Source organism: Amycolatopsis sp. WAC 04197, assembly GCF_003947475.1.
GTDB lineage: Bacteria > Actinomycetota > Actinomycetes > Mycobacteriales > Pseudonocardiaceae > Amycolatopsis > Amycolatopsis japonica.
Map to the genome: position 1 here is coordinate 912,407 of NZ_QHJK01000001.1, position 18,302 is coordinate 930,708.

The 18,302-nt window shown below is 69.6% G+C and carries 18 protein-coding genes; 11 read left to right on the plus strand and 7 right to left on the minus strand.

The genetic code is table 11. The features are described 5' to 3' along the window. The first annotated feature begins 11 nt into the window (after positions 1-11). From alr to tsaE, 3 genes are read left to right on the plus strand one after another with little or no spacing between them, the layout of a single operon-like run. Positions 12-1,142: an alanine racemase gene (gene alr / locus DMC64_RS04585; RefSeq protein ID WP_125732195.1), complete on the plus strand. Its 1,131-nt coding sequence runs from the start codon at positions 12-14 to the stop codon at positions 1,140-1,142. Next, positions 1,139-2,236 carry an alpha/beta fold hydrolase gene (locus DMC64_RS04590; protein WP_199754874.1) on the plus strand — a complete coding sequence of 366 codons (1,098 nt, stop codon included), beginning with the start codon at positions 1,139-1,141 and terminating at the stop codon, positions 2,234-2,236. Before alr ends, DMC64_RS04590 begins: the two co-directional genes overlap by 4 nt. Further along, positions 2,236-2,700, plus strand: a complete 465-nt coding sequence (gene tsaE, locus DMC64_RS04595; protein ID WP_199754875.1) for a tRNA (adenosine(37)-N6)-threonylcarbamoyltransferase complex ATPase subunit type 1 TsaE — start codon at positions 2,236-2,238, stop codon at positions 2,698-2,700. Before DMC64_RS04590 ends, tsaE begins: the two co-directional genes overlap by 1 nt. Positions 2,701-2,773: 73 nt before the next feature. Here the strand turns inward: tsaE and DMC64_RS04600 are convergent, their stop codons facing one another. After that, positions 2,774-4,105 carry a carboxyl transferase domain-containing protein gene (locus DMC64_RS04600; RefSeq protein WP_125732199.1) on the minus strand — a complete coding sequence of 444 codons (1,332 nt, stop codon included), beginning with the start codon at positions 4,103-4,105 and terminating at the stop codon, positions 2,774-2,776. Further along, positions 4,102-5,523, minus strand: coding sequence for an acyl-CoA synthetase (locus DMC64_RS04605; protein ID WP_125732201.1), 1,422 nt, complete (start codon positions 5,521-5,523; stop codon positions 4,102-4,104). Before DMC64_RS04605 ends, DMC64_RS04600 begins: the two co-directional genes overlap by 4 nt. Before the next feature lie 402 nt (positions 5,524-5,925). Between DMC64_RS04605 and tsaB the strand changes: the two genes are divergently transcribed. Genes tsaB through tsaD form a run of 3 tightly spaced genes read left to right on the plus strand, consistent with a single transcriptional unit; the run spans position 5,926 to position 8,101 of the window. Then, positions 5,926-6,579, plus strand: a complete 654-nt coding sequence (tsaB, locus tag DMC64_RS04610; RefSeq protein WP_125732203.1) for a tRNA (adenosine(37)-N6)-threonylcarbamoyltransferase complex dimerization subunit type 1 TsaB — start codon at positions 5,926-5,928, stop codon at positions 6,577-6,579. Continuing rightward, positions 6,576-7,055 (plus strand): ribosomal protein S18-alanine N-acetyltransferase, encoded by a 480-nt coding sequence (gene rimI, locus DMC64_RS04615; protein WP_125732205.1) that lies wholly within the window; start codon positions 6,576-6,578, stop codon positions 7,053-7,055. The genes tsaB and rimI overlap by 4 nt, the downstream gene beginning before the upstream one ends. After that, the gene (gene tsaD, locus DMC64_RS04620; protein WP_125732207.1) at positions 7,055-8,101 is read left to right on the plus strand and encodes a tRNA (adenosine(37)-N6)-threonylcarbamoyltransferase complex transferase subunit TsaD; all 1,047 of its coding nucleotides are present in this window, start codon (positions 7,055-7,057) and stop codon (positions 8,099-8,101) included. Before rimI ends, tsaD begins: the two co-directional genes overlap by 1 nt. Here tsaD and wecB read toward each other — a convergent pair. From wecB to DMC64_RS04635, 3 genes are all read right to left on the minus strand, one after another. Beyond that, complete coding sequence (gene wecB, locus DMC64_RS04625) at positions 8,098-9,249, minus strand: non-hydrolyzing UDP-N-acetylglucosamine 2-epimerase (RefSeq protein WP_125732859.1); 1,152 nt, start codon at positions 9,247-9,249, stop codon at positions 8,098-8,100. The genes tsaD and wecB overlap by 4 nt on opposite strands. A 104-nt stretch (positions 9,250-9,353) precedes the next feature. Continuing rightward, positions 9,354-9,533 carry an LPXTG cell wall anchor domain-containing protein gene (locus DMC64_RS04630; RefSeq protein WP_007031099.1) on the minus strand — a complete coding sequence of 60 codons (180 nt, stop codon included), beginning with the start codon at positions 9,531-9,533 and terminating at the stop codon, positions 9,354-9,356. 21 nt (positions 9,534-9,554) lie between these two features. Then, on the minus strand, positions 9,555-10,331 hold the full coding sequence (locus DMC64_RS04635; RefSeq protein ID WP_037332577.1) for a choice-of-anchor P family protein: 777 nt from the start codon (positions 10,329-10,331) through the stop codon (positions 9,555-9,557). Between the two features lie 430 nt (positions 10,332-10,761). Here DMC64_RS04635 and xrtP point away from each other — a divergent pair, with 430 nt between their 5' ends. Further along, complete coding sequence (gene xrtP, locus DMC64_RS04640; protein WP_125732862.1) at positions 10,762-11,265, plus strand: exosortase P; 504 nt, start codon at positions 10,762-10,764, stop codon at positions 11,263-11,265. Continuing rightward, complete coding sequence (locus tag DMC64_RS04645; protein ID WP_037332573.1) at positions 11,265-12,653, plus strand: glycosyltransferase; 1,389 nt, start codon at positions 11,265-11,267, stop codon at positions 12,651-12,653. The genes xrtP and DMC64_RS04645 overlap by 1 nt, the downstream gene beginning before the upstream one ends. Positions 12,654-12,667: 14 nt before the next feature. Here the strand turns inward: DMC64_RS04645 and DMC64_RS04650 are convergent, their stop codons facing one another. Further along, complete coding sequence (locus DMC64_RS04650) at positions 12,668-14,563, minus strand: N-acetylmuramoyl-L-alanine amidase (RefSeq protein WP_125732209.1); 1,896 nt, start codon at positions 14,561-14,563, stop codon at positions 12,668-12,670. 142 nt (positions 14,564-14,705) lie between these two features. Between DMC64_RS04650 and DMC64_RS04655 the strand changes: the two genes are divergently transcribed. The 3 genes from DMC64_RS04655 (at position 14,706) to groL (ending at position 17,571) form a co-directional block, all read left to right on the plus strand. Continuing rightward, positions 14,706-15,356, plus strand: coding sequence for an HAD family hydrolase (locus DMC64_RS04655; RefSeq protein ID WP_125732211.1), 651 nt, complete (start codon positions 14,706-14,708; stop codon positions 15,354-15,356). Between the two features lie 207 nt (positions 15,357-15,563). Then, positions 15,564-15,857 carry a co-chaperone GroES gene (groES, locus tag DMC64_RS04660; RefSeq protein WP_007031106.1) on the plus strand — a complete coding sequence of 98 codons (294 nt, stop codon included), beginning with the start codon at positions 15,564-15,566 and terminating at the stop codon, positions 15,855-15,857. A gap of 100 nt (positions 15,858-15,957) precedes the next feature. Beyond that, positions 15,958-17,571, plus strand: coding sequence for a chaperonin GroEL (groL, locus tag DMC64_RS04665; RefSeq protein WP_037332565.1), 1,614 nt, complete (start codon positions 15,958-15,960; stop codon positions 17,569-17,571). A gap of 315 nt (positions 17,572-17,886) precedes the next feature. Here groL and DMC64_RS04670 read toward each other — a convergent pair whose 3' ends face one another. After that, positions 17,887-18,207 carry a WhiB family transcriptional regulator gene (locus tag DMC64_RS04670; protein ID WP_007031108.1) on the minus strand — a complete coding sequence of 107 codons (321 nt, stop codon included), beginning with the start codon at positions 18,205-18,207 and terminating at the stop codon, positions 17,887-17,889. Positions 18,208-18,302: the final 95 nt, after the last annotated feature.

Sequence of the window (18,302 nt, forward strand, 5' to 3'; positions counted from 1 at the left end):
TGGTGGTCGTTATGACCGCCAGTTTCCCGCGTGCCGAGGTCGTCATCGACCTGTCCGCCATCCGGCACAACGTCGCCCTGCTCGCTTCCCGCGCCCCTTCGGCCCAGACGATGGCCGTGGTCAAGGCCGACGGCTACGGGCATGGCGCCCTCGAGGTCGCCCGGGCCGCCGTCGCGGGCGGCGCCACCTGGCTGGGCACCTGCTCCCTCGGTGAGGCGCTCGCGCTGCGCCGGGCGGGGATCGGCGTCCGGCTCTTCAGCTGGCTCGACACCCCCGAAGCCGACTTCGCGCCCGCGGTCGCCGAAGACATCGACGTCGCCGTGAGCTCCCTGGACGAGCTGGCCCGCGTGGTCGACGGCGCGCGCCGGGCACGCGACTTTAGCGGGCTAAACGCGATCTGCCGGGTTCACCTCAAGATCGACACCGGGCTCAGCCGAAATGGCTGCCCACCTGCGGAATGGTCGGCCCTGGTCAAGGCCGCGGCGGCCGCGAAACCGCTCATCGAGGTCGTCGCCATCTGGTCGCACCTCGCCTGCGCAGACGAGCCCGGGCACCCCTCCATCGACGCGCAGGCGAAGCGGTTCGACGAGGCCTACGACATCGCCCGCGCGGCCGGCCTGAACCCGATGCGGCATATCGCGAACTCCGCCGCCGTGCTGACCAGGCCCGACCTGCACTTCGACCTCGTGCGCCCCGGGATCGCGATCTACGGGCTGAACCCGGTGCCCACCGAAGACGATCTGCGCCCGGCGATGACCTTCAAATCGTCGGTCGTGCTCACGAAACGGATCCCGGCCGGCGAATCGGTCTCGTACGGCCACAGCTGGACGGCCGAGCGCGACACCACCCTCGCCTTGGTTCCGGTCGGATACGCCGACGGCGTGCCGCGGTCGCTGTCCGGCCGCATGGACGTGTGGCTCGCCGGGAAGCGCCGGCCGGTCGTCGGCCGCGTCTGCATGGACCAGCTGATCGTCGACTGCGGAGACGACGAGCCGTCCATCGGCAGCGAGGTGATCCTGTTCGGCAAGGACGGGCCCACGGCGCGGGAATGGGCCGACAAGCTGGGGACGATCGACTACGAGATCGTGACTTCGATGTACCGCCCGCGGGTCCATCGGACGTATCTGGAGGCAGACTCGTGACACCTTCACGAAGACTGCTGGCCATCGTCGGCGGCGTCGGTGCGGTGGCCACCGGCACCGCCGCCGCGATCGCCGTCGCCGCACAGCAGCGGCGGCAGAGTGAGGATCCGTTCGTGGACGAGCCGTTGGGGGACTTGGAACCGGACCGGACGTCGACAGTGGCGGCGGAGGACGGCACGCCGCTCGCGGTCGAGGAGATCGATCCGGCCGATGGGGGAGAACCGGAGCTGACCGTCGTCGGCGTACACGGTTTCGCGTTGTCGAAGCGCTGCTGGCACTTTCAGCGGCGAGACCTCGCTTCGCTGAAGCTGCCGCGGGTGCGTCAGATCTACTACGACCATCGCGGGCACGGGCAATCCGGCGCCGCGACCGCCGAGACCAGCACCATCGAGCAGCTGGCGCGCGACCTCGACATGGTCCTGCGCTCGGTGGTGCCGGACGGGCCCATCGTGCTCATGGGGCACTCGATGGGCGGCATGGTGATCATGGAGCTCGCCGCGGAGCATCCCGAACTGTTCGACGACCGGGTCTGCGGGGTCGCGTTCATCGCGACCGCCGCGGGCGAGGTCGGCGCGCGGGGGCTGCCGCGTTCGCTGCTTTCGAAGTACAACCCGCTCACACGAGGCGTCGGCGGGCTCGCCGGCTGGCAGCCTGGGCTGGTCGAGTTCGTGCGCGCGGCGGGCGGGCAGCTGACCCGGCAAGCCGTGCGCAGGCTGGCTTTCGGCAGCCGGGACGTGTCTCCGCGGCTCGTCGACTTCATGCTGGAAATGCTCGAAGTGACGCCGGTGCGCGGGCTTGTGAACTTCGTCGACACGCTCGGCAGCCACAACCGGTACGCCGCGCTCGCCGGGCTGAAGCACGCGCACGTGCTGGTCATCGGCGGGGATTCCGACCGGTTCACGCCGATCGCGCACGCCGAGCGGATCGCGGCGGAGCTGCCGGACGCGGAGCTGGTGCGCGTGCGCGGCGCGGGGCACATGGTGCAGCTGGAACAACCCGAACTGGTGAACAGCCACCTGATCGACTTGGTGCAACGATGCACGGGCACCGATGGTGAGACTTCCGAACGGCGGACCTGGTGGTGGCAACGCTGATGAATTTCGCTTTCCCGACTCCCGAATCGACGATGGATTTCGGGCGCGAGCTCGGGCGTTCGCTGCGCGCGGGCGATCTGGTGCTGCTGTCCGGGCCGCTCGGGGCGGGCAAGACGACGCTGACCCGCGGGATCGCGGACGGTCTCGGGGTCGGTGGGCGGGTCAGCTCGCCGACGTTCGTGCTGGCCCGGGTGCATCCGGCGGGCGCGGCCGGGGTCGCGCTGGTGCACGTCGACGCGTACCGGCTCGGCGGGGATCTCTCGCAGCTGGACGACCTGGACCTCGACACCGAACTGGAGCGGTCGGCGCTGGTCGTCGAATGGGGCGAGGGGGCCGCCGAGCGCCTGTCGGACGACTACCTCGTCGTACGCCTGGAGCGCCGGGAAGACGATGTCCGCCTGGTCACCCTGGAGCCCCACGGCACCTGGGCCACCCGCACGCCCGACCTGCGTTTAGCGGGCTAATCGCGATCCGGCCGGCCGACCTGCGTTTCGCCCCCTAATCGCGATCTGGGCGGGACGACCTGCGTTTCGCGGGCTAAACGCGATCCGCGGGGCGTACGACGGAACGCGCGATTCCCAGGTCGACCAGGTCTTGGGGGCGTAGCCGCAGCCGGTCGGCGAGTGCGGGGACTTCGTCGGCGGGCAGCTTGAGGATCGCCGCGGCCGCCTCGGGGGACGTCACCGAGAAGTACGCGTCGGGTGTCACCCAGGTCGACCCCGGCGCCGCGAACGCGAGCGCGCCCCCGGACCCGCCTTCCCCGATCACCAGCGTCGTGATCGGCACGGCCGCGCTCGCGACCGCCTCGAACAACTCCGCGATGGCCGCGCCCGCACCGGCCCGCTCGGCCGCCTCGTCGTTCGCCGCTCCGGGGGTGTCGACGAGGGTGAGCACCGGGATCCCGAGCCTCGACGCGAGCCGCACCAAACGCGCCGCGGTCCGGAACCCCGCGGGCAGCGTCGCCGTTCCGCACTGTGCCGCGTACGCGATCGCCCGGCCGCTTCGCCAGCCGAAGCCGCACAAGACGCCCGAGTCGACTCCGCCGCACCTGTCGCCCGAGAGCTCCTCTCGCCAGTCGAAGTACGCGTCGAGGTACTCCGCAGCCCTCGGTCGCTCAGCGGAGCGTGCCGCCTGGACCGCATCCCATCCACTGTCGGGCAGGTCCGTGGATCCGAGCGCTCCGGGCGGCTCGGCGGCTTCCGCAGTCGACGAAGTCAGCAGGCGCAGCCACCGTTCCAACGCCGAAGGAAGTTCGGCCGGCGTCACGATCTGGTCCACCTGGCCCCACGCGAGCTTCGCCTCCGCCGTGTACGCCTCCGGGGACGCGCCGGCGGGCCGCACGCGAGAACCGGCGAAGCCGACCTGCGCCCCGGGCAGCGCGAGGACGACGTCGGCGCTCGCACCGAGCGTCGCCCAGCCGCCACCTGTGGTCGGATCGCGCAGCACCGAGATCTGCGGCACCGACCGGGCCCCGGCCGCCGCCCGCGCGATGCGCTGCAACTGCGAAAGCGCTCGCATCCCGTGCTGCATGCGGCTGCCGCCGGTCGCGATCAGCGACACCACCGGCAACCGGGAAGTCACGGCCCGCGCGAACGCCGCCTCGACGCGATCACCGGTCCGCCTGCCGATCGATCCGCCAAGGAAGCCGAACTCGAAAGCGATCAGCACCGCCTCGACGTCGCCGATCATGGCGGTCCCACAGAGCACGGACTCGCTCTCGCCGGTCCGTTCCTCGGCGGCTTCACGAGCCGAGCGATAACCCGGCCAGCCGATCGGCCCGTCGTCCGGCTCCTCGGAACGCGGAACGTCCAGATCCTCGAAACCGGTCGCGATCTCCTTGATGACAGACCGCGCCGAGGGCCTGCTCATCCGAGCGCCCGCTTCATGACCTTGCCCATGTCGTTGCGCGGCAACGCCTCCAGATAGCGGACCACCCGCGGACGTTTGTGCGGCGACAACAGGCGTGAGACATGGTCGGCGAGCTCCGACTCCGTCGGACGTTCTCCCTCGGGCACCACCCAGGCCACGATGCGCTCGCCGAGATCGTCGTCGGGCTCGCCGGTCACGGCGACCTCGGCGACACCGGGATGCTCCATGAGCGCGTTCTCGATCTCGCCCGCACCGATCTTGTAGCCGCCGCTCTTGATCAGATCGGTCGCCTTCCGGCCGACGATCTTCACGTATCCGGCCGCGTCGCGAGTCGCCATGTCGCCGGTCCTGAACCAGCCGTCGTCGAAAGCGGCTTCGGTGGCGTCGGGACGGTTGAGGTACTCGGTGAACAGGTTCGGCCCGCGGACCTGGATCTCGCCAACGGTCTCGACCTCCTCGACGGGCTTGCCCGCTTCGTCGACGAGGCGCAGATCGACGCCGCGCAGCGGGACGCCGACGGTTCCGGGAACGTGCTCGCCGTCGGCGCGGATGCTGGTGTTCATGAGGGTCTCGGTCATCCCGTAGCGCTCGATCACGCGCCTGCCGGTCGCCGCGGTGATGCGCTGATGGTCGTGGACGGGCAGCGCGGCCGATCCGGACACGAGCAGCCGGGCACTGCTCAGCGCCTTGGCGAGCGAAGGGTTTTCGCCGACTTCGCCCGCGATGCGGTGGTACATCGTCGGGACGCCGAACATCATCGTCGCGCCGGTGGCGAGCTCGCGCGCGACGCCTTCGGTGGAGAAGCGACCGAGATGCCGGACCGAGCCGCCGCGCCGGAGCGGCCCGAGGATGCCGAGGATCAGGCCGTGCACGTGGAACAGCGGGAGTCCGTGGACGAGGACGTCGTCGGCGGTCCACTCCCAGGCGTCCTCGAGCGCGTCGAGGGTGTTCGCGATCGCGCGCCGGGGGAGGACGACGCCCTTGGGTGGGCCGGTGGTGCCGGAGGTGTAGACGATCAGTGCCGGGGTTTCGGCGTCCGGTTCCGCGGGGAGATCGACCGGTGCGCCTTCGAGAACGATGTCGCGTCGCGGCAGTCCGTCGAGACCGGCGGGCAGGTCGACGCCCGGCTCGGCGAGGACGAGGACGGGTTCGCTGTCGGTGAGGATGTGCGAGAGTTCGCGCTCGCCGATCTTCGGGTTGAGCGGGATGGCGGGGACGCCCGCGAGCAGGGCGGCGATCACGACGACGCTGGTGTGCACCGAGGGCGTCGCCCAGACGGCGACGCGGCCGTCCGGCAGGTCGCGGGCGAGCGTGCCGGCGATGGCCGCCACGTCGGCGTAGGTGAGGGAGGTGTCGCCGAAGCGGAGCGCCTCCTTGTCGGGGCCGCTCGCCAGCGTGGGGAACAACCGATCGGGCACCGTGTGACCTCCTGCTCGACTCCGCCGGCCGGGGCGCTTGGAGCCAAGGAACCCCGCTTTCGGAACCGTACCGCGCAGGCCACCCCCCGCCCTGCGACCTGCTTCACACGCCCCGCCCGACCTGCGTTTAGCCCCCTAATCGCGATCTGTGGGTCCTGAAGGTGGAGGCCCGCCGACTCGCCTTTCGCGGGCTAACTGCGATCCGCAAGGTGGGGGAGCCAGATCGCGTTTCGCCCCCTAATCGCGATCCGGTGGGCGGGGGCGCGGGGTCCGGCGGCAGGCCCGGTGCGCATCGCGTTTAGCGGGCTAAACGCGCTCCGGTGCCAGGGGAGCGGCCGCGCCACCCGATCGCGTTTAGCCCGCTAAACGCGCTCCGGGGCGCTGGTCGTAGGCTGGGTAACCGTGCTGGTACTGGCCATCGACACCTCGACCCCGGCGGTCACCGCGGGCCTCGTCGCCCTGGACGGCGACGCCCTCGAGTCACGCGGCGACCGCGTCACGGTCGACCCGCGCGCCCACGGCGAGCTGATCACGCCGCACGCCCTCGAAGCCGTCAAGGCCGCGGGCGTCACGCTTCGCGACCTCGACGCCATCGTCTGCGGCGTCGGCCCCGGCCCCTTCACCGGCCTTCGCGCCGGTATGGCCACCGCCGCGTCGCTCGCCCACGCCCTCGGCATCCCCGCCTACCCGGTCTGCAGCCTCGACGCGATCGCCGCCGACGTCGCCCCAGGCGAAGCGCCCTTCCTCGTCCTCACCGACGCGAGGCGCCGCGAGGTCTACTGGGCCGCGTACGCCGCCGACGGCTCCCGGACGGACGGCCCCCACGTCGAACGCCCCGCCGACCTCCAGACCACCATCAAGGTCGCGGCGGGCGACGGCGCCCTCCTCTACGCGGACGCCCTCGACGTCCAGCCGATCGAACCGCGCTTCCCGTCGCCTCTCGGGTTGGTCAAGGCAGCCGACTTCGACCAAGAGCCCGCGCCGCTCACCCCGCTCTACCTCCGCCGCCCCGACGCCGTCGAACCGGCCGCGCGCAAGAAGGTGACCACGCCGTGAGGCTGGAACCCTTACGCCGCAAGGACATCCCGCGCTGTGTCGAGATAGAGAAGATCCTCTTCCCCGGCGATTCGCCCTGGACCGCCTACGCCTTCCACGCGGAGCTCGACGCCGGCGGCCACTATCTCGTCGCCCGTCCGGATGAAACCGACGAGGTCATCGGGTACGCCGGGCTCGCCGTCGTCGGCCGCCGCGGCGACTACGAGGCGAGCATCCACACGATCGGCGTCGACCCTGCCCACCAGCGCCAGGGCATCGGCACCAGCTTGCTGAAAGCGCTCCTCGACCGCGCGGACGAGCTCGCCGCGCCGGTCTTCCTCGAAGTCCGCACCGACAATGACGCGGCGATCACGCTCTACGAGCGACACGGTTTCGAACGCGTCGGCCTCCGGAAGCGCTACTACCAGCCTTCCGGCGCCGACGCCTACACGATGGTCCGCCCGCGGGCCCAGGTCCGAGACGAGGTGGCGGGCTGATGCCGCGCATCATCATGGGCATCGAGAGTTCGTGCGACGAGACCGGTGTCGGTCTCGTCCGCCTGCACGACGACGACACGGTCGAACTCCTCGCCGACGAGGTCGCCTCCAGCGTCGACCAGCACGCCCGCTTCGGCGGCGTCGTGCCCGAGGTCGCCAGCCGCGCGCACCTGGAGGCGATGGTCCCGACGGTTGAACGCGCCTTCGACAAGGCCGGGCTGAAACTGTCCGATGTGGACGCCATCGCGGTCACCGCCGGCCCCGGTCTCGCCGGTGCGCTGCTCGTCGGCGTCGCCGCCGCCAAGGCGTACGCCGCCGCGCTCGACATCCCGCTCTACGGCGTCAACCACCTCGCCGGGCACATCGCCGTCGACACGCTCCAGCACGGCCCGTTGCCCGAGCGTTGCCTCGCCCTGCTCGTCTCGGGCGGGCACACGCAATTGCTGCTGGTGGACGACATCGCCTCCGAGATCACCGAGCTCGGGTCCACTGTGGACGACGCCGCGGGCGAGGCCTACGACAAGGTCGCCCGCGTCCTCGGGCTCCCGTACCCGGGCGGCCCGCCCATCGACAAGGCCGCCAAGAACGGCGACGGCGCGGCCATCGCGTTCCCCCGGGGGATGACCGGGCCGCGCGACGCCAAGTTCGACTTCTCCTTCTCCGGCTTGAAAACCGCGGTCGCGCGCTGGGTCGAGGGCGCCGAACGTCGCGGCGAGGACATCCCTGTCGACGACGTCGCCGCGTCGTTCCAGGAGGCCGTCGCCGACGTCCTCACCATGAAGGCGATCCGCGCGGCGAAGGAACACGGCGTGGACACGCTGGTGATTTCCGGTGGCGTGGCGGCGAATTCACGACTGTCCGAACTCGCCGCCGAGCGCTGCGCCGAAGCCGGGATCACCCTGCGTGTCCCGCGGCCGAGGCTGTGCACGGACAACGGCGCGATGATCGCCGCGCTCGGCGCGCACGTGGTCGCCGCCGGACGGCCGCGAGCCTCGCTCGACTTCTCCGCCAACCCGGCCCTGCCGGTGCAGATCGTCTCGATCTAGCGGGATTCGGCGGCGGTGCGCGGCGCCGGGGCGAGATTGAGCAGCTCCTCCAGCGCCGCCACCGACAAGGCGGCGGCATTGCCGTCCCCGTAAGGGTTTCCGGCGTGCGTCGGATGCAGGTCGCCACGCAGGATCTTCGCCGCGGTGTCGGCGATGAGACCGGTGTCCGTCCCGACCAGCCAGGCACAGCCGGCCTCGATCGCTTCGCGTCGTTCCGTGACGTCGCGAAGCACGAGGACGGGTGTACCGAACGTCGGCGCTTCCTCCTGGATACCACCGGAATCGGTCAGGACGAGCTCGGCGAGCCGCAGCGCCCGCACGAGATCGGGATATTCGAGCGGTTCGGTGATCGTCACCCTCGGCGTCCCGCCGAGCGCGGCCGTCACCTGATCCCGCACGGCCGGATTGGGATGCACCGGGAACAGCACCTGGACGTCGCTGTGTTCCGCGACGATCAGTTCGATGGCCGCGAGCGTGCGGCTCAACGGTTCGCCCCACGACTCGCGCCGGTGCGACGTCACGAGGACGAGACGCTCGCCCGCCTCGGCGATCTCCATCTCCAGCAAGGCGAGCGCGGTGTCCCGCGCGGGGAGATCACGTTCGGCGATCGCGATCACGGCGTCGACGACGGTGTTTCCGGTGACGGCGATCCGTTGGCGCGGAACACCTTCCGTACGCAGCGCGGCCGCGGCGCCCGGCGTCGGCGCGAGATGCAGGGCGGCGATGCGCGAGATCATCTGCCGCGTCCCCTCTTCGGGGAACGGCGCGGCGAGGTCGTGGGTGCGCAGTCCCGCTTCCAGATGCACGACCGGGATGCCCTGCCAGAACGCGGCGAGCGCGCCCGCGAGTCCCGTCGTCGTGTCGCCCTGGACGACGATCGCGGCCGGCGCGACCCGGCGCAGCACCTCGTCGAGCGCGGGAAGCAGGCCGGAAACCAGTTCCGCCTGGGTGCCGGTGGTCCTGGGCGGAGTGTCGAGCCAGGCGTCGACAGGCAGGCCGAACGGGATCAGCGCCTGTTCGACCATGCCCGGATGCTGTCCACTGTGGACGACGAAGGGCCGTAGGTGCGGGTGCTCCGCCAGTGCCAGTGCCAGCGGCGCGAGCTTGACCGCCTCCGGCCGCGTCCCGGCCAGCAACATCACATCCACGCGTTCGCGCTCCTCATCCACGTTTCGAGTGTCCCGCACAACGCGGGTGCCGGCCGCCGGCGTGCGAGGGGCCCACGCCGGCGGCCGTTCCGTCCAGGGGAGGGTCAGCTCCCCATCTCGCCGAGCCGTTTCGTGCGGCGGTAGCCCGCGATGACCGCGATGGTTCCGAGAACCAGCAGGATCACGCCGACGGCCAGCCACCAGCCGACATCGGCCCCGGTGGCGGCGAGGGCACCCACCCCGCCACCGGCGACGCCGACACCGGCGCCAGGCAACTTGTACATTTCGACCTCACTTCACCCTGGTCAGGCGGTGGTCGCCGGACGCCGGTTGCGGACCACGCGGATGCCGACCGGGATGGCGACGGCACCGAGCAGGCCGAGACCGATCCACAGTCCCGCGCCCGAAGCGAGCGGCACGGGCAGACCGGCCGGACCGCAGGTCGCCGACGAGACGATCACGTCGCCGGAACCGAGCGGGGTGAGGGCGTCACCGAGCAGCTTCACGTGGATGGCGTTGACCGTGAGGCTGCCGTCGGGGTTCTTGATCTGCTCGTTCAGGATGATCGTCGCGACGTTGACCGTGCCGAGGCCGACCTTGATCTGCGTGTTCGGGGCGGGCGTCGCGTCGACCGCGCCCGCGCTGCCGAAGTTCGCGCCGACCAGGTTGGTAGCGCCCTGCACACCCTTCTGGGTCGCGGTGCAGGTCGCTTCGACGACCTTGACGCCGACGTCGCCGAGGGCGCCCTTCAGCAGCGGCAAGCCGACGTCGGCGGTGCTGGCCTTGGCCGTCACGGCACCGGAGTTGTCGTCGCGCTTGGCCTCGGTGTTGATCGCGCCCGCGGTCAGCACGCCGGTGAGGTCGGCCTTCGCGAGGCTGTTGGTGGTCGGCCCGGAGGTCTTCGCCTCGGCGAGCGGCCCGGCCTTCACCGCGTCGAGGCCGAGGAGCTTCACATCGACCTTGACGCCATACGCGGAGCCGTCGCCGGGGGCCGCCGAGGCGGGCACCGCACCGGCGAGAGCCACGCTCGCCACCACAGCGGCGAGTACTCCGCCTCGTCGCAAGAGGTGCGTGTTCTTCAACTGGTCCTCCGAATTGATTCGTGGGGGAGTTTCTCTGGATCTGCGGTCGGCACGAAGGCACAACCGTCGCGGACGAATCCTCAGCTGGCCTGACTCGGCTCGCGGATCGTCTATCGCCGAGTGTTTCTTAAATTGAACAGAAAACTGCGAGGATCACCGGATCAGGTGGTCTTGCGGACATTTCCCGCAGGTCGCCGGATGCTTCACCCTTTCGGCCTAGTCAGTTTTTCCACGATCGTGCCGAAAGGGCCCATGATCACGTTGGAAATGCGAACCCCGGTCGAAAGGGCCGGTTCTCGCTGACTTACGCTCGTCGGCGAGTTCCTGTCCGCTGTGCCGGATCCCCGTCGTCTGCTGCGTCTTTCCTGAGAGGGTCACCGTGGCCGTTGCGAGCGCTCCTTTGCCGAGTCACCACCGGTTTACCCTGCGTATGGCGGTGCCGGCGGTGATCGCCGTCGCGGTCGGCCTGGTGCTGGCCGAACGTCTGTACCGGGTGTTCGAGGTCCAGCTCTCGGGCCTGATACTGCGGGTCATCACCACATCGGGTGTCTTCGTCGCCGGTGAACGCGAGACTGTCTACTTTGGGTTGTCGGGCGATACTCCACTCGGGTTAAGAATGACTCCGGAATGCTCGTCGGCATTCATGTTGCTGCCGCTGCTCCTGGTGACCGCCGTCATGTTGTATTTCCGTCCGAAAAATGCGAAGCGGCTCTTCACTTCGTTGCTCATTTCCGCGATCGTCGTCATTCTTGTCAATCAGATGAGGGTTTTGGCCATCGTCGGTCTCGTGAACGTGATGGGTATCGACGAGGGTTATTACTGGGGTCACACCTTGCTCGGCTCGATGGTCAGCGTCCTCGGCGGCGCGGTCGCCCTCGTCCTGTTCGTCTGGCTGAGCACCCGCAAGCCCCGCGCCGAACGCGGGACCGCCTGATGGGCGGCGGCTCGATCAAGATCCTTCTCGCGATCACGCAGGCCTTCGCGCTCACCATGAGCGTGGCGTTCATCGTCTACGTCGTCGTGATCGTCGTGCCGTACCTGCGGCGCAAACCCGCACCCGTCGGCGACGCCGACGACTTCACCTGGCACTTCTTCGTTCCCTGCCGGGACGAACAGACCGTCATCCGGGAAACCGTGCGGTACCTGCGTTCGACGTTCCGGCAGGCGCACGTCTGGGTCGTCGACGACGACTCCGAAGACCGCACGGCCCGGGTGGTCCGGTCGATCTGGCGGCGCAACGGCGGCTACGACCCGTATCTCCACCTCGTCCCCCGCCGTCGCCCGGAAGCGAGGACGGGCAAGGGCGACGCGCTCAACGCGGCCTATCAGGCGCTCAACGACTGGATGGGGCCGGACGCGAGCCGTGACGACGTGGTCGTCGTGGTCGTCGACGCGGACGGACGGCCGGCGGAGAACTGCCTCGAGGTGTGCGCCGCGGACCATCTCTTCGGCGACGAGACGATCGGCGCCGTACAACTCGACGTCTGGATGGGCAACGCGGGCACCCGTCCGCCGGGGAAGAACTGGTTCTCCCGCGCGTTCGGGCTGAAACTGGCCCAGATGCAGGATCTCGAGTTCCGCACGGCCATCGCGGCCATCCAGACCTCGCGCGGGTTCACCGGCACGATCTCCATGGGCGGCAACGGTCAGTTCACACGACTGTCCGCATTGGACTCGATCGCCGGATCGGACGAGCAGCCGTGGCGTGGGTCGCTGCTGGAAGATTTCGAACTCGGCGTGCACCTGCTGACCGCGGGCTGGCGGACCGGCTACACGCCGGATTCCCATGTGAAACAGGAAGGTCTGTACAGCCTGCGTCGATTCCTGGTGCAGCGCACGCGCTGGGGCCAGGGCACGATGCAGTGTTCGCGGTATCTGCGGCGGATCTGGGATTCACCGCACGTGAGCACGCTGGGCGCGGCGGAGATGATGTACTACCTCGCGCAGCCCTGGATGCAGTTGCTCGGCTCGCTGCTGTACCCGATCCCGTTCATCCTGCTGCTCTTCAGCACCGCGGGGGATCCGGCGCAGGTGTGGACCTGGTTCGCCGACGACGGCGCGTGGATCCTGTTCGCGATCTACGGCTCGTTCGGGCTGCTGCCGTTCATCGTGTGGGGCCCGATCTACCAGTTCAAATGCCTGAAGAGCCGCAATGTCCTACGTGGACTCGGGATGGGCTTCGCCTACGCGCTGTACATCTACACGTTCTACATCACGTCGTGGCGGGCGCTGTTCCGGCTGGTGCGCGGCCGCAACGGCTGGTCGAAGACGCGGCGGAACACCGAGCACGCCCCCGGGGTCAAGGTCGCGCTGGACTCCTGACCCCGGGGACGGCTTCAGACGGCGGGCAGGATCCGGACGTCGTCCGCCTTCACGAAGGCGATGCGGTGTCCGAACTGGATCTGCACGTACTTCGTCTTGCCCTTGACGACCACGTGGTTCGCCGGGTCGAACGTCGTCGCCGAGTAGTACTCGGAACCGAGGACGTTGCCGAGCGAGTACCGCTGTCCGGCCGAGAACGTGTACGGCAGCGGGATCACCTGCTGCACCGGCACGTTCGCCGGGTACGCCTCCGCCTCGGGATACGCGCGGCCGAACACCGGCACGGTCGCCAGGCCGGGCTTCGGCGTGACGACCAGGCCGAACGCCGGGCTCGTCGTGCGCTGGTCGCGGAACCAGCCCTTCTGGCCGAGGTACCAGATCGCCGTCCAGCCGTCGCGCCGTTCGGCGACGACGTAACGCTGGCCGGTCTCCGCGCGGCTGCCGATGTCGGAAACGGCCATCGTGCTCGCCGAACCGTCCGGGCGCAGGCCGATGTCCTTCAGCAGCGGTGCCGCGTCATTCGGCTCGCTGCGCAGCACGACCGAACCGGAACCCCTTGCCGGGCAAGGCTTTCCCGCGGTCTCGCAGCCGGTGAACGCGGGCTGGTTCGTGGCGAAGTCCGGCGTGATGGTCACCAGCGGCGAACCGGGGCGGCCGAAACCGGACAGCGGCGCGCCCATCAGGTCGAAGTAGTGCGCCCAGTCCCAGTACGGGCCCGGATCCCAGTGCATGCCCTTGATGGTCGAGGGGATGGTGCCGGGGACGTTGTCGTGGCCGAGAATGTGCGCGCGGTCGAGCGGGATGTCGTACTTCCGCGCGAGGTAGCCGACGAGCTTCGCGGAGGTGCGGTACATCGCCTCCGTGTACCAAGTGCCCTTCGCGGCGAAGCCCTCGTGCTCGATGCCGACCGACTTCGCGTTGACATACCAGTTGCCCGCGTGCCAGGCGACGTCCTTGGTCGGCACGTGCTGCGCGATCTGGCCGTCCGACGAACGGATCGTGTAGTGCCAGCTCACGTAGGTCGGGTCACGGACGAGGTCCATCGCCGTGTCCCAGTAGCCCTCGGTGTCGTGGATGATGATGTATTCGACCTTTTGGCTCTTCGGCCGGTCCGCCTTGTCGTGGTTGCCGTAGTCGTTGTCCGGCAGCTCTTGGTACGGCGCCGGCACCGAAAGGCACGAGACCTTCTTCGGGCACTCCGTCTTCGGGGTTTCCGCCTCGGCGCGCGCCGGGCTCACCGGTGACGCGGCGAGGGTGACGTTCTGACCGTCGTCGGTCCTGCGGCTGACGCCCTTGGAGATGGTGTCGAAGACTTCGTCGGCGAAGGACTGCGCGCCCTCCGCGTCCTTCGCGCCGCTGTAGCGCGCGACGGCGGCCCTCCAGTCGCCGGTTTCGCGCTGGTACTTCGCCAGCAGGGCGGCGCCACCGCGGATGTTCTGCGTGGTGTTCGTGCGCAGCGTCGCGACGTCCTGGCCGATCAGTGTGGCCGCCTCGTCGATGGTCTGGAGACCGGGCGGGGGTGGCTTCGGCGCCGGCGTCACCGGGAGTTTCGCCGTGCGGGCGTCGTCTCCGCGCGGATCCTCCTCGCCGTCGTCGTGATGCGTGCCCGTGCCCGCTTCGCGCAGGTCGGTCAGGTGCATCGGGCCGTAGCCGGCGGACGTGCTCGGGGTGCCGGCGTTGAAATCCCAGCGGGACTCCAGGAACGAGACGCCGAGCAGGACGTTCTCGGGAACGCCGAACTCCCGCGCGGCGGCCGCGAAGTCCCGCTGACGCTGTTGATCCGCCGGAGCGGCTTCAGCGGGGACGGCGGCGAGGAGCCCGGCGGTGAGGCTGAGGATCGCGAGCCCGGCGGTCCGTCTGGACCGGCGCCGGGGCGGCGCGAGGGAAACGGGACGGAAGGGACGCGGCATGGGCGTATACCCCCAGTGACTAGGTCTGCTGAACAGGACCGACCCCAATGGTCGGAACCTAACCAGAAACCGGCTTGGTCCGTAAGGCCCCTCCGGATCGCGATTAGGGGGCTAAACGCAGGTCGGTGGCAAGGTGGGAGGCATGGGTGAGGTGCGGGAGCTGCTGTGGGGGAAGGACCACGTCTTCCTCGACTTCGACGGTCTGGTGTGCGACGTGTTCGCCCGGCTGCCGGCGAGCGAGGTGTCCGACAGGCTGAAACGCCTCGTCGAACCCGAGGTGATCGCCTCGGCCGATCCGTTCGACGTACTCCGGTTCGCGGTCTCTTGCGGGCCGAACACCGCGAACGTCGTCGAGCGGCAGCTCAGCCGCCTCGAAGGGGAGGCGGTCGCGCAGGTCCCGCCGTCGCCCGGGGTCGCGGACGTGCTGCGTGACTGGCGTGCGCAGGGCTTCACGGTGACGATCGTCAGCAACAACTCCGTCGACGCGGTCAGGGCGTTCCTGGGGCTGCACGATCTCGCCGAGCTCGTTCGCGGGATCAGCGCGCGGACGTCGAGCGACCCGGCGCGGCTGAAGCCCGAACCCGCGCTCCTCGACGCGGCGGTCAAGGCACTCGGCACGTCGCCGGGGCAGTGCGTCATGGTCGGCGACTCGGCGGCGGACATCCTGGCCGCTCGTGCCGCCGGTGTCGCCTCGATCGCTCTCGCGAAAACGCCGGCGAAGCGCCGGGCCCTCGCCGCCCTCGACCCCGATGCCCTGGTGACCGACCTCGCCGACCTGCGTTTCGCGGGCTAAACGCGCTCCGGCGGAACCGGGGCGGAACAAAACGGCCGGTCAGGGGCTCGCGGACAAGGTGAGCGGACCCTCCTTGCGAAGCTGGCACTCACATGGCTAGAGTGCTAATTGCACGGCCCGAACACGCCCCGGCACCCGCGACGGCGGGGGTGGTAGGAGCCGTAACTAATCCTGCCAACGCTTTCGACGACCGTGGAGGTCAACCCGGTGAGCGTGAACATCAAGCCGCTCGAGGACAAGATCGTTGTCCAGACGAGTGAGGCCGAGGAGACGACCGCTTCCGGCCTCGTCATCCCCGACACCGCCAAGGAGAAGCCCCAGGAGGGCAAGGTTCTGGCCGTGGGCCCGGGCCGCATCGACGACAAGGGCAACCGCGTCCCGCTCGACGTTTCCGTCGGCGACGTCGTCATCTACTCCAAGTACGGCGGCACCGAAGTGAAGTACAACGGTGAGGACTACTTGATCCTTTCCGCTCGCGACGTGCTGGCCGTCATCAACTGACGTCCGCTCTCAGCGCATGACGCCCCGGGCCCCGCATTGCCGGGGAACGGGGCGTTCGTGTTTTCCGAGCTTTAGAACTGGAAGGTAAGCGGAACAGGCCATGCCCAAGCAGATCAGTTTCGACGAGGACGCTCGTCGCGCGCTCGAGCGCGGGGTGAACAAGCTCGCCGACGCGGTCAAGGTCACCCTCGGCCCGCGCGGTCGCCACGTCGTGCTCGACAAGAAGTTCGGTGGCCCGACCATCACCCTCGACGGCGTCACCGTCGCTCGCGAGATCGAGCTCGACGACCCGTTCGAGAACCTCGGCGCCCAGCTCGCCAAGAGCGTCGCCACCAAGACCAACGACGTCGCCGGTGACGGCACCACGACCGCGACCGTGCTCGCGCAGTCGCTGGTGAAGGTCGGCCTGCGCAACGTCGCCGCCGGTGCCAACCCGACCGCCGTCGGCCGTGGCATCGAGGCCGCCGCGGAGAAGGTCATCGCGGTCCTCAAGGAGAAGGCGACCCCGGTCAAGGGTCGCGACAACATCGCCCAGGTCGGCACCGTCACCTCGCGTGACGCGGCCATCGGCGCCCTGCTCGGCGAGGCCGTCGAGCGGGTCGGCGAAGACGGCGTCATCACGATCGAGGAGTCGTCCACGCTGGCGACCGAGCTCGTGATCACCGAGGGTGTCCAGTTCGACAAGGGTTTCCTGTCGGCGCACTTCGCGACCAACCCGGAGGAGCAGAAGGCGATCCTCGAGGACGCCTACATCCTGCTCGTCCGCGAGAAGATCTCGTCGCTGGCCGACCTGCTCCCGGTGCTGGAGAAGGTCGTCGAGGCCAAGAAGCCGCTGCTGATCATCGCCGAGGATGTCGACGGCGAAGCGCTGTCCACCCTCGTGGTGAACTCGCTGCGCAAGACGATCACCGCCGTCGCGGTCAAGGCGCCGTTCTTCGGTGACCGCCGCAAGGCGTTCCTGGACGACCTCGCGGTCGTCACCGGTGGTGAGGTCATCTCGGCCGAGATCGGGCACAAGCTGTCCGAGACCACGCTGGCCCAGCTGGGCAACGCCCGCCGGATCGTCGTCACCAAGGACGACACCACGCTCGTCGACGGTGCCGGCACCAAGGACGACATCGCGGGCCGCGTCGCGCAGATCCGCAAGGAGATCGAGAACACCGACTCCGACTGGGACCGCGAAAAGCTGCAGGAGCGGCTGGCGAAGCTCGGCGGCGGTGTCGCGGTGATCAAGGTCGGCGCGGCCACCGAAACCGAGCTGAACGAGCGCAAGCACCGCATCGAGGACGCCGTGGCTTCGACCAAGGCGGCCGTCGAAGAGGGCATCCTGCCCGGCGGCGGTTCGGCTCTCGTGCACGCGGTCAAGGAGCTCGACGGCGGCCTCGGCCTCGAGGGCGACGAAGCGACCGGTGTGCGCATCGTCCGCGACGCGCTGTCCGCCCCGCTGTTCTGGATCGCGACCAACGCGGGCCACGAGGGCGCGGTCATCGTGAACAAGGTCCAGGAGCAGAAGTGGGGGCACGGCTTCAACGCCGCCACCGGTGAGCTCACCGACCTGCTGGCCGCCGGCATCGTCGACCCGGTCAAGGTGACCCGGTCCGCGGTGGCGAACGCCGCTTCCATCGCCCGGCTCGTGCTCACGACGGAGAGCTCCGTCGTCGAGAAGCCGGTCGAGGAGGAGCCCGCCGCGGCCGGTCACGGCCACGCGCACTAGTTCCACCCCTGAAGCGGGGCGGCACTCCACTCGGAGTGCCGCCCCGTTTTGCTGTCCCGCCCCTCCCACGCCCGGATCGCGTTTAGCCCGCGAAACGCGATCCGGGCGTGGGGAGGGCGCGACCGCGGGCAGAGCGACTTTCGCGGGCTAACCGCGATCTGACGGGATCCCCGCGCCGACCTGCGTTTCGCGGGCTAAACGCGATCCGGCCCCGCTGACCTGCGTTTCGCGGGCTAAACGCGATCCGGTGCCCGGACATGCGGAAGGGCGGCACCCCACCCGGATGCCGCCCTTCCGCGTTGCCGACCCGGCCGATCAGCCGTTCGACATGCTCAATGTGCGCTTGTCCGCCTTGATGATGTGCTCGCGTTCCGATTCCGACAGCCCGCCCCAGATCCCGTACGGCTCGTGCACGGCGAGCGCGTGGTTCCGGCACATCGCCAGTACCGGGCAGGCCAGGCACACGGCTTTGGCCCTCGCCTCGCGGCGGGCTCTGGCCGGCCCGCGCTCGCCGTCAGGGTGAAAGAAGGACGCGCTGTCCATGCCTCGGCACGACCCTTCGAGCTGCCAGTCCCATACATCCGCGTTGGGCCCCGGGAGCCTGCGTGTGTCCGCCATCCTGACCGCCTCCGTCATCCGGTCGAAGCGTTTACCTGCTCTGCTGCGCTGCGGATACTCCATTCGGTGCAACGGCGGTAACGTTAGAAGCGCGCCAATACTTGTTCAAGAGA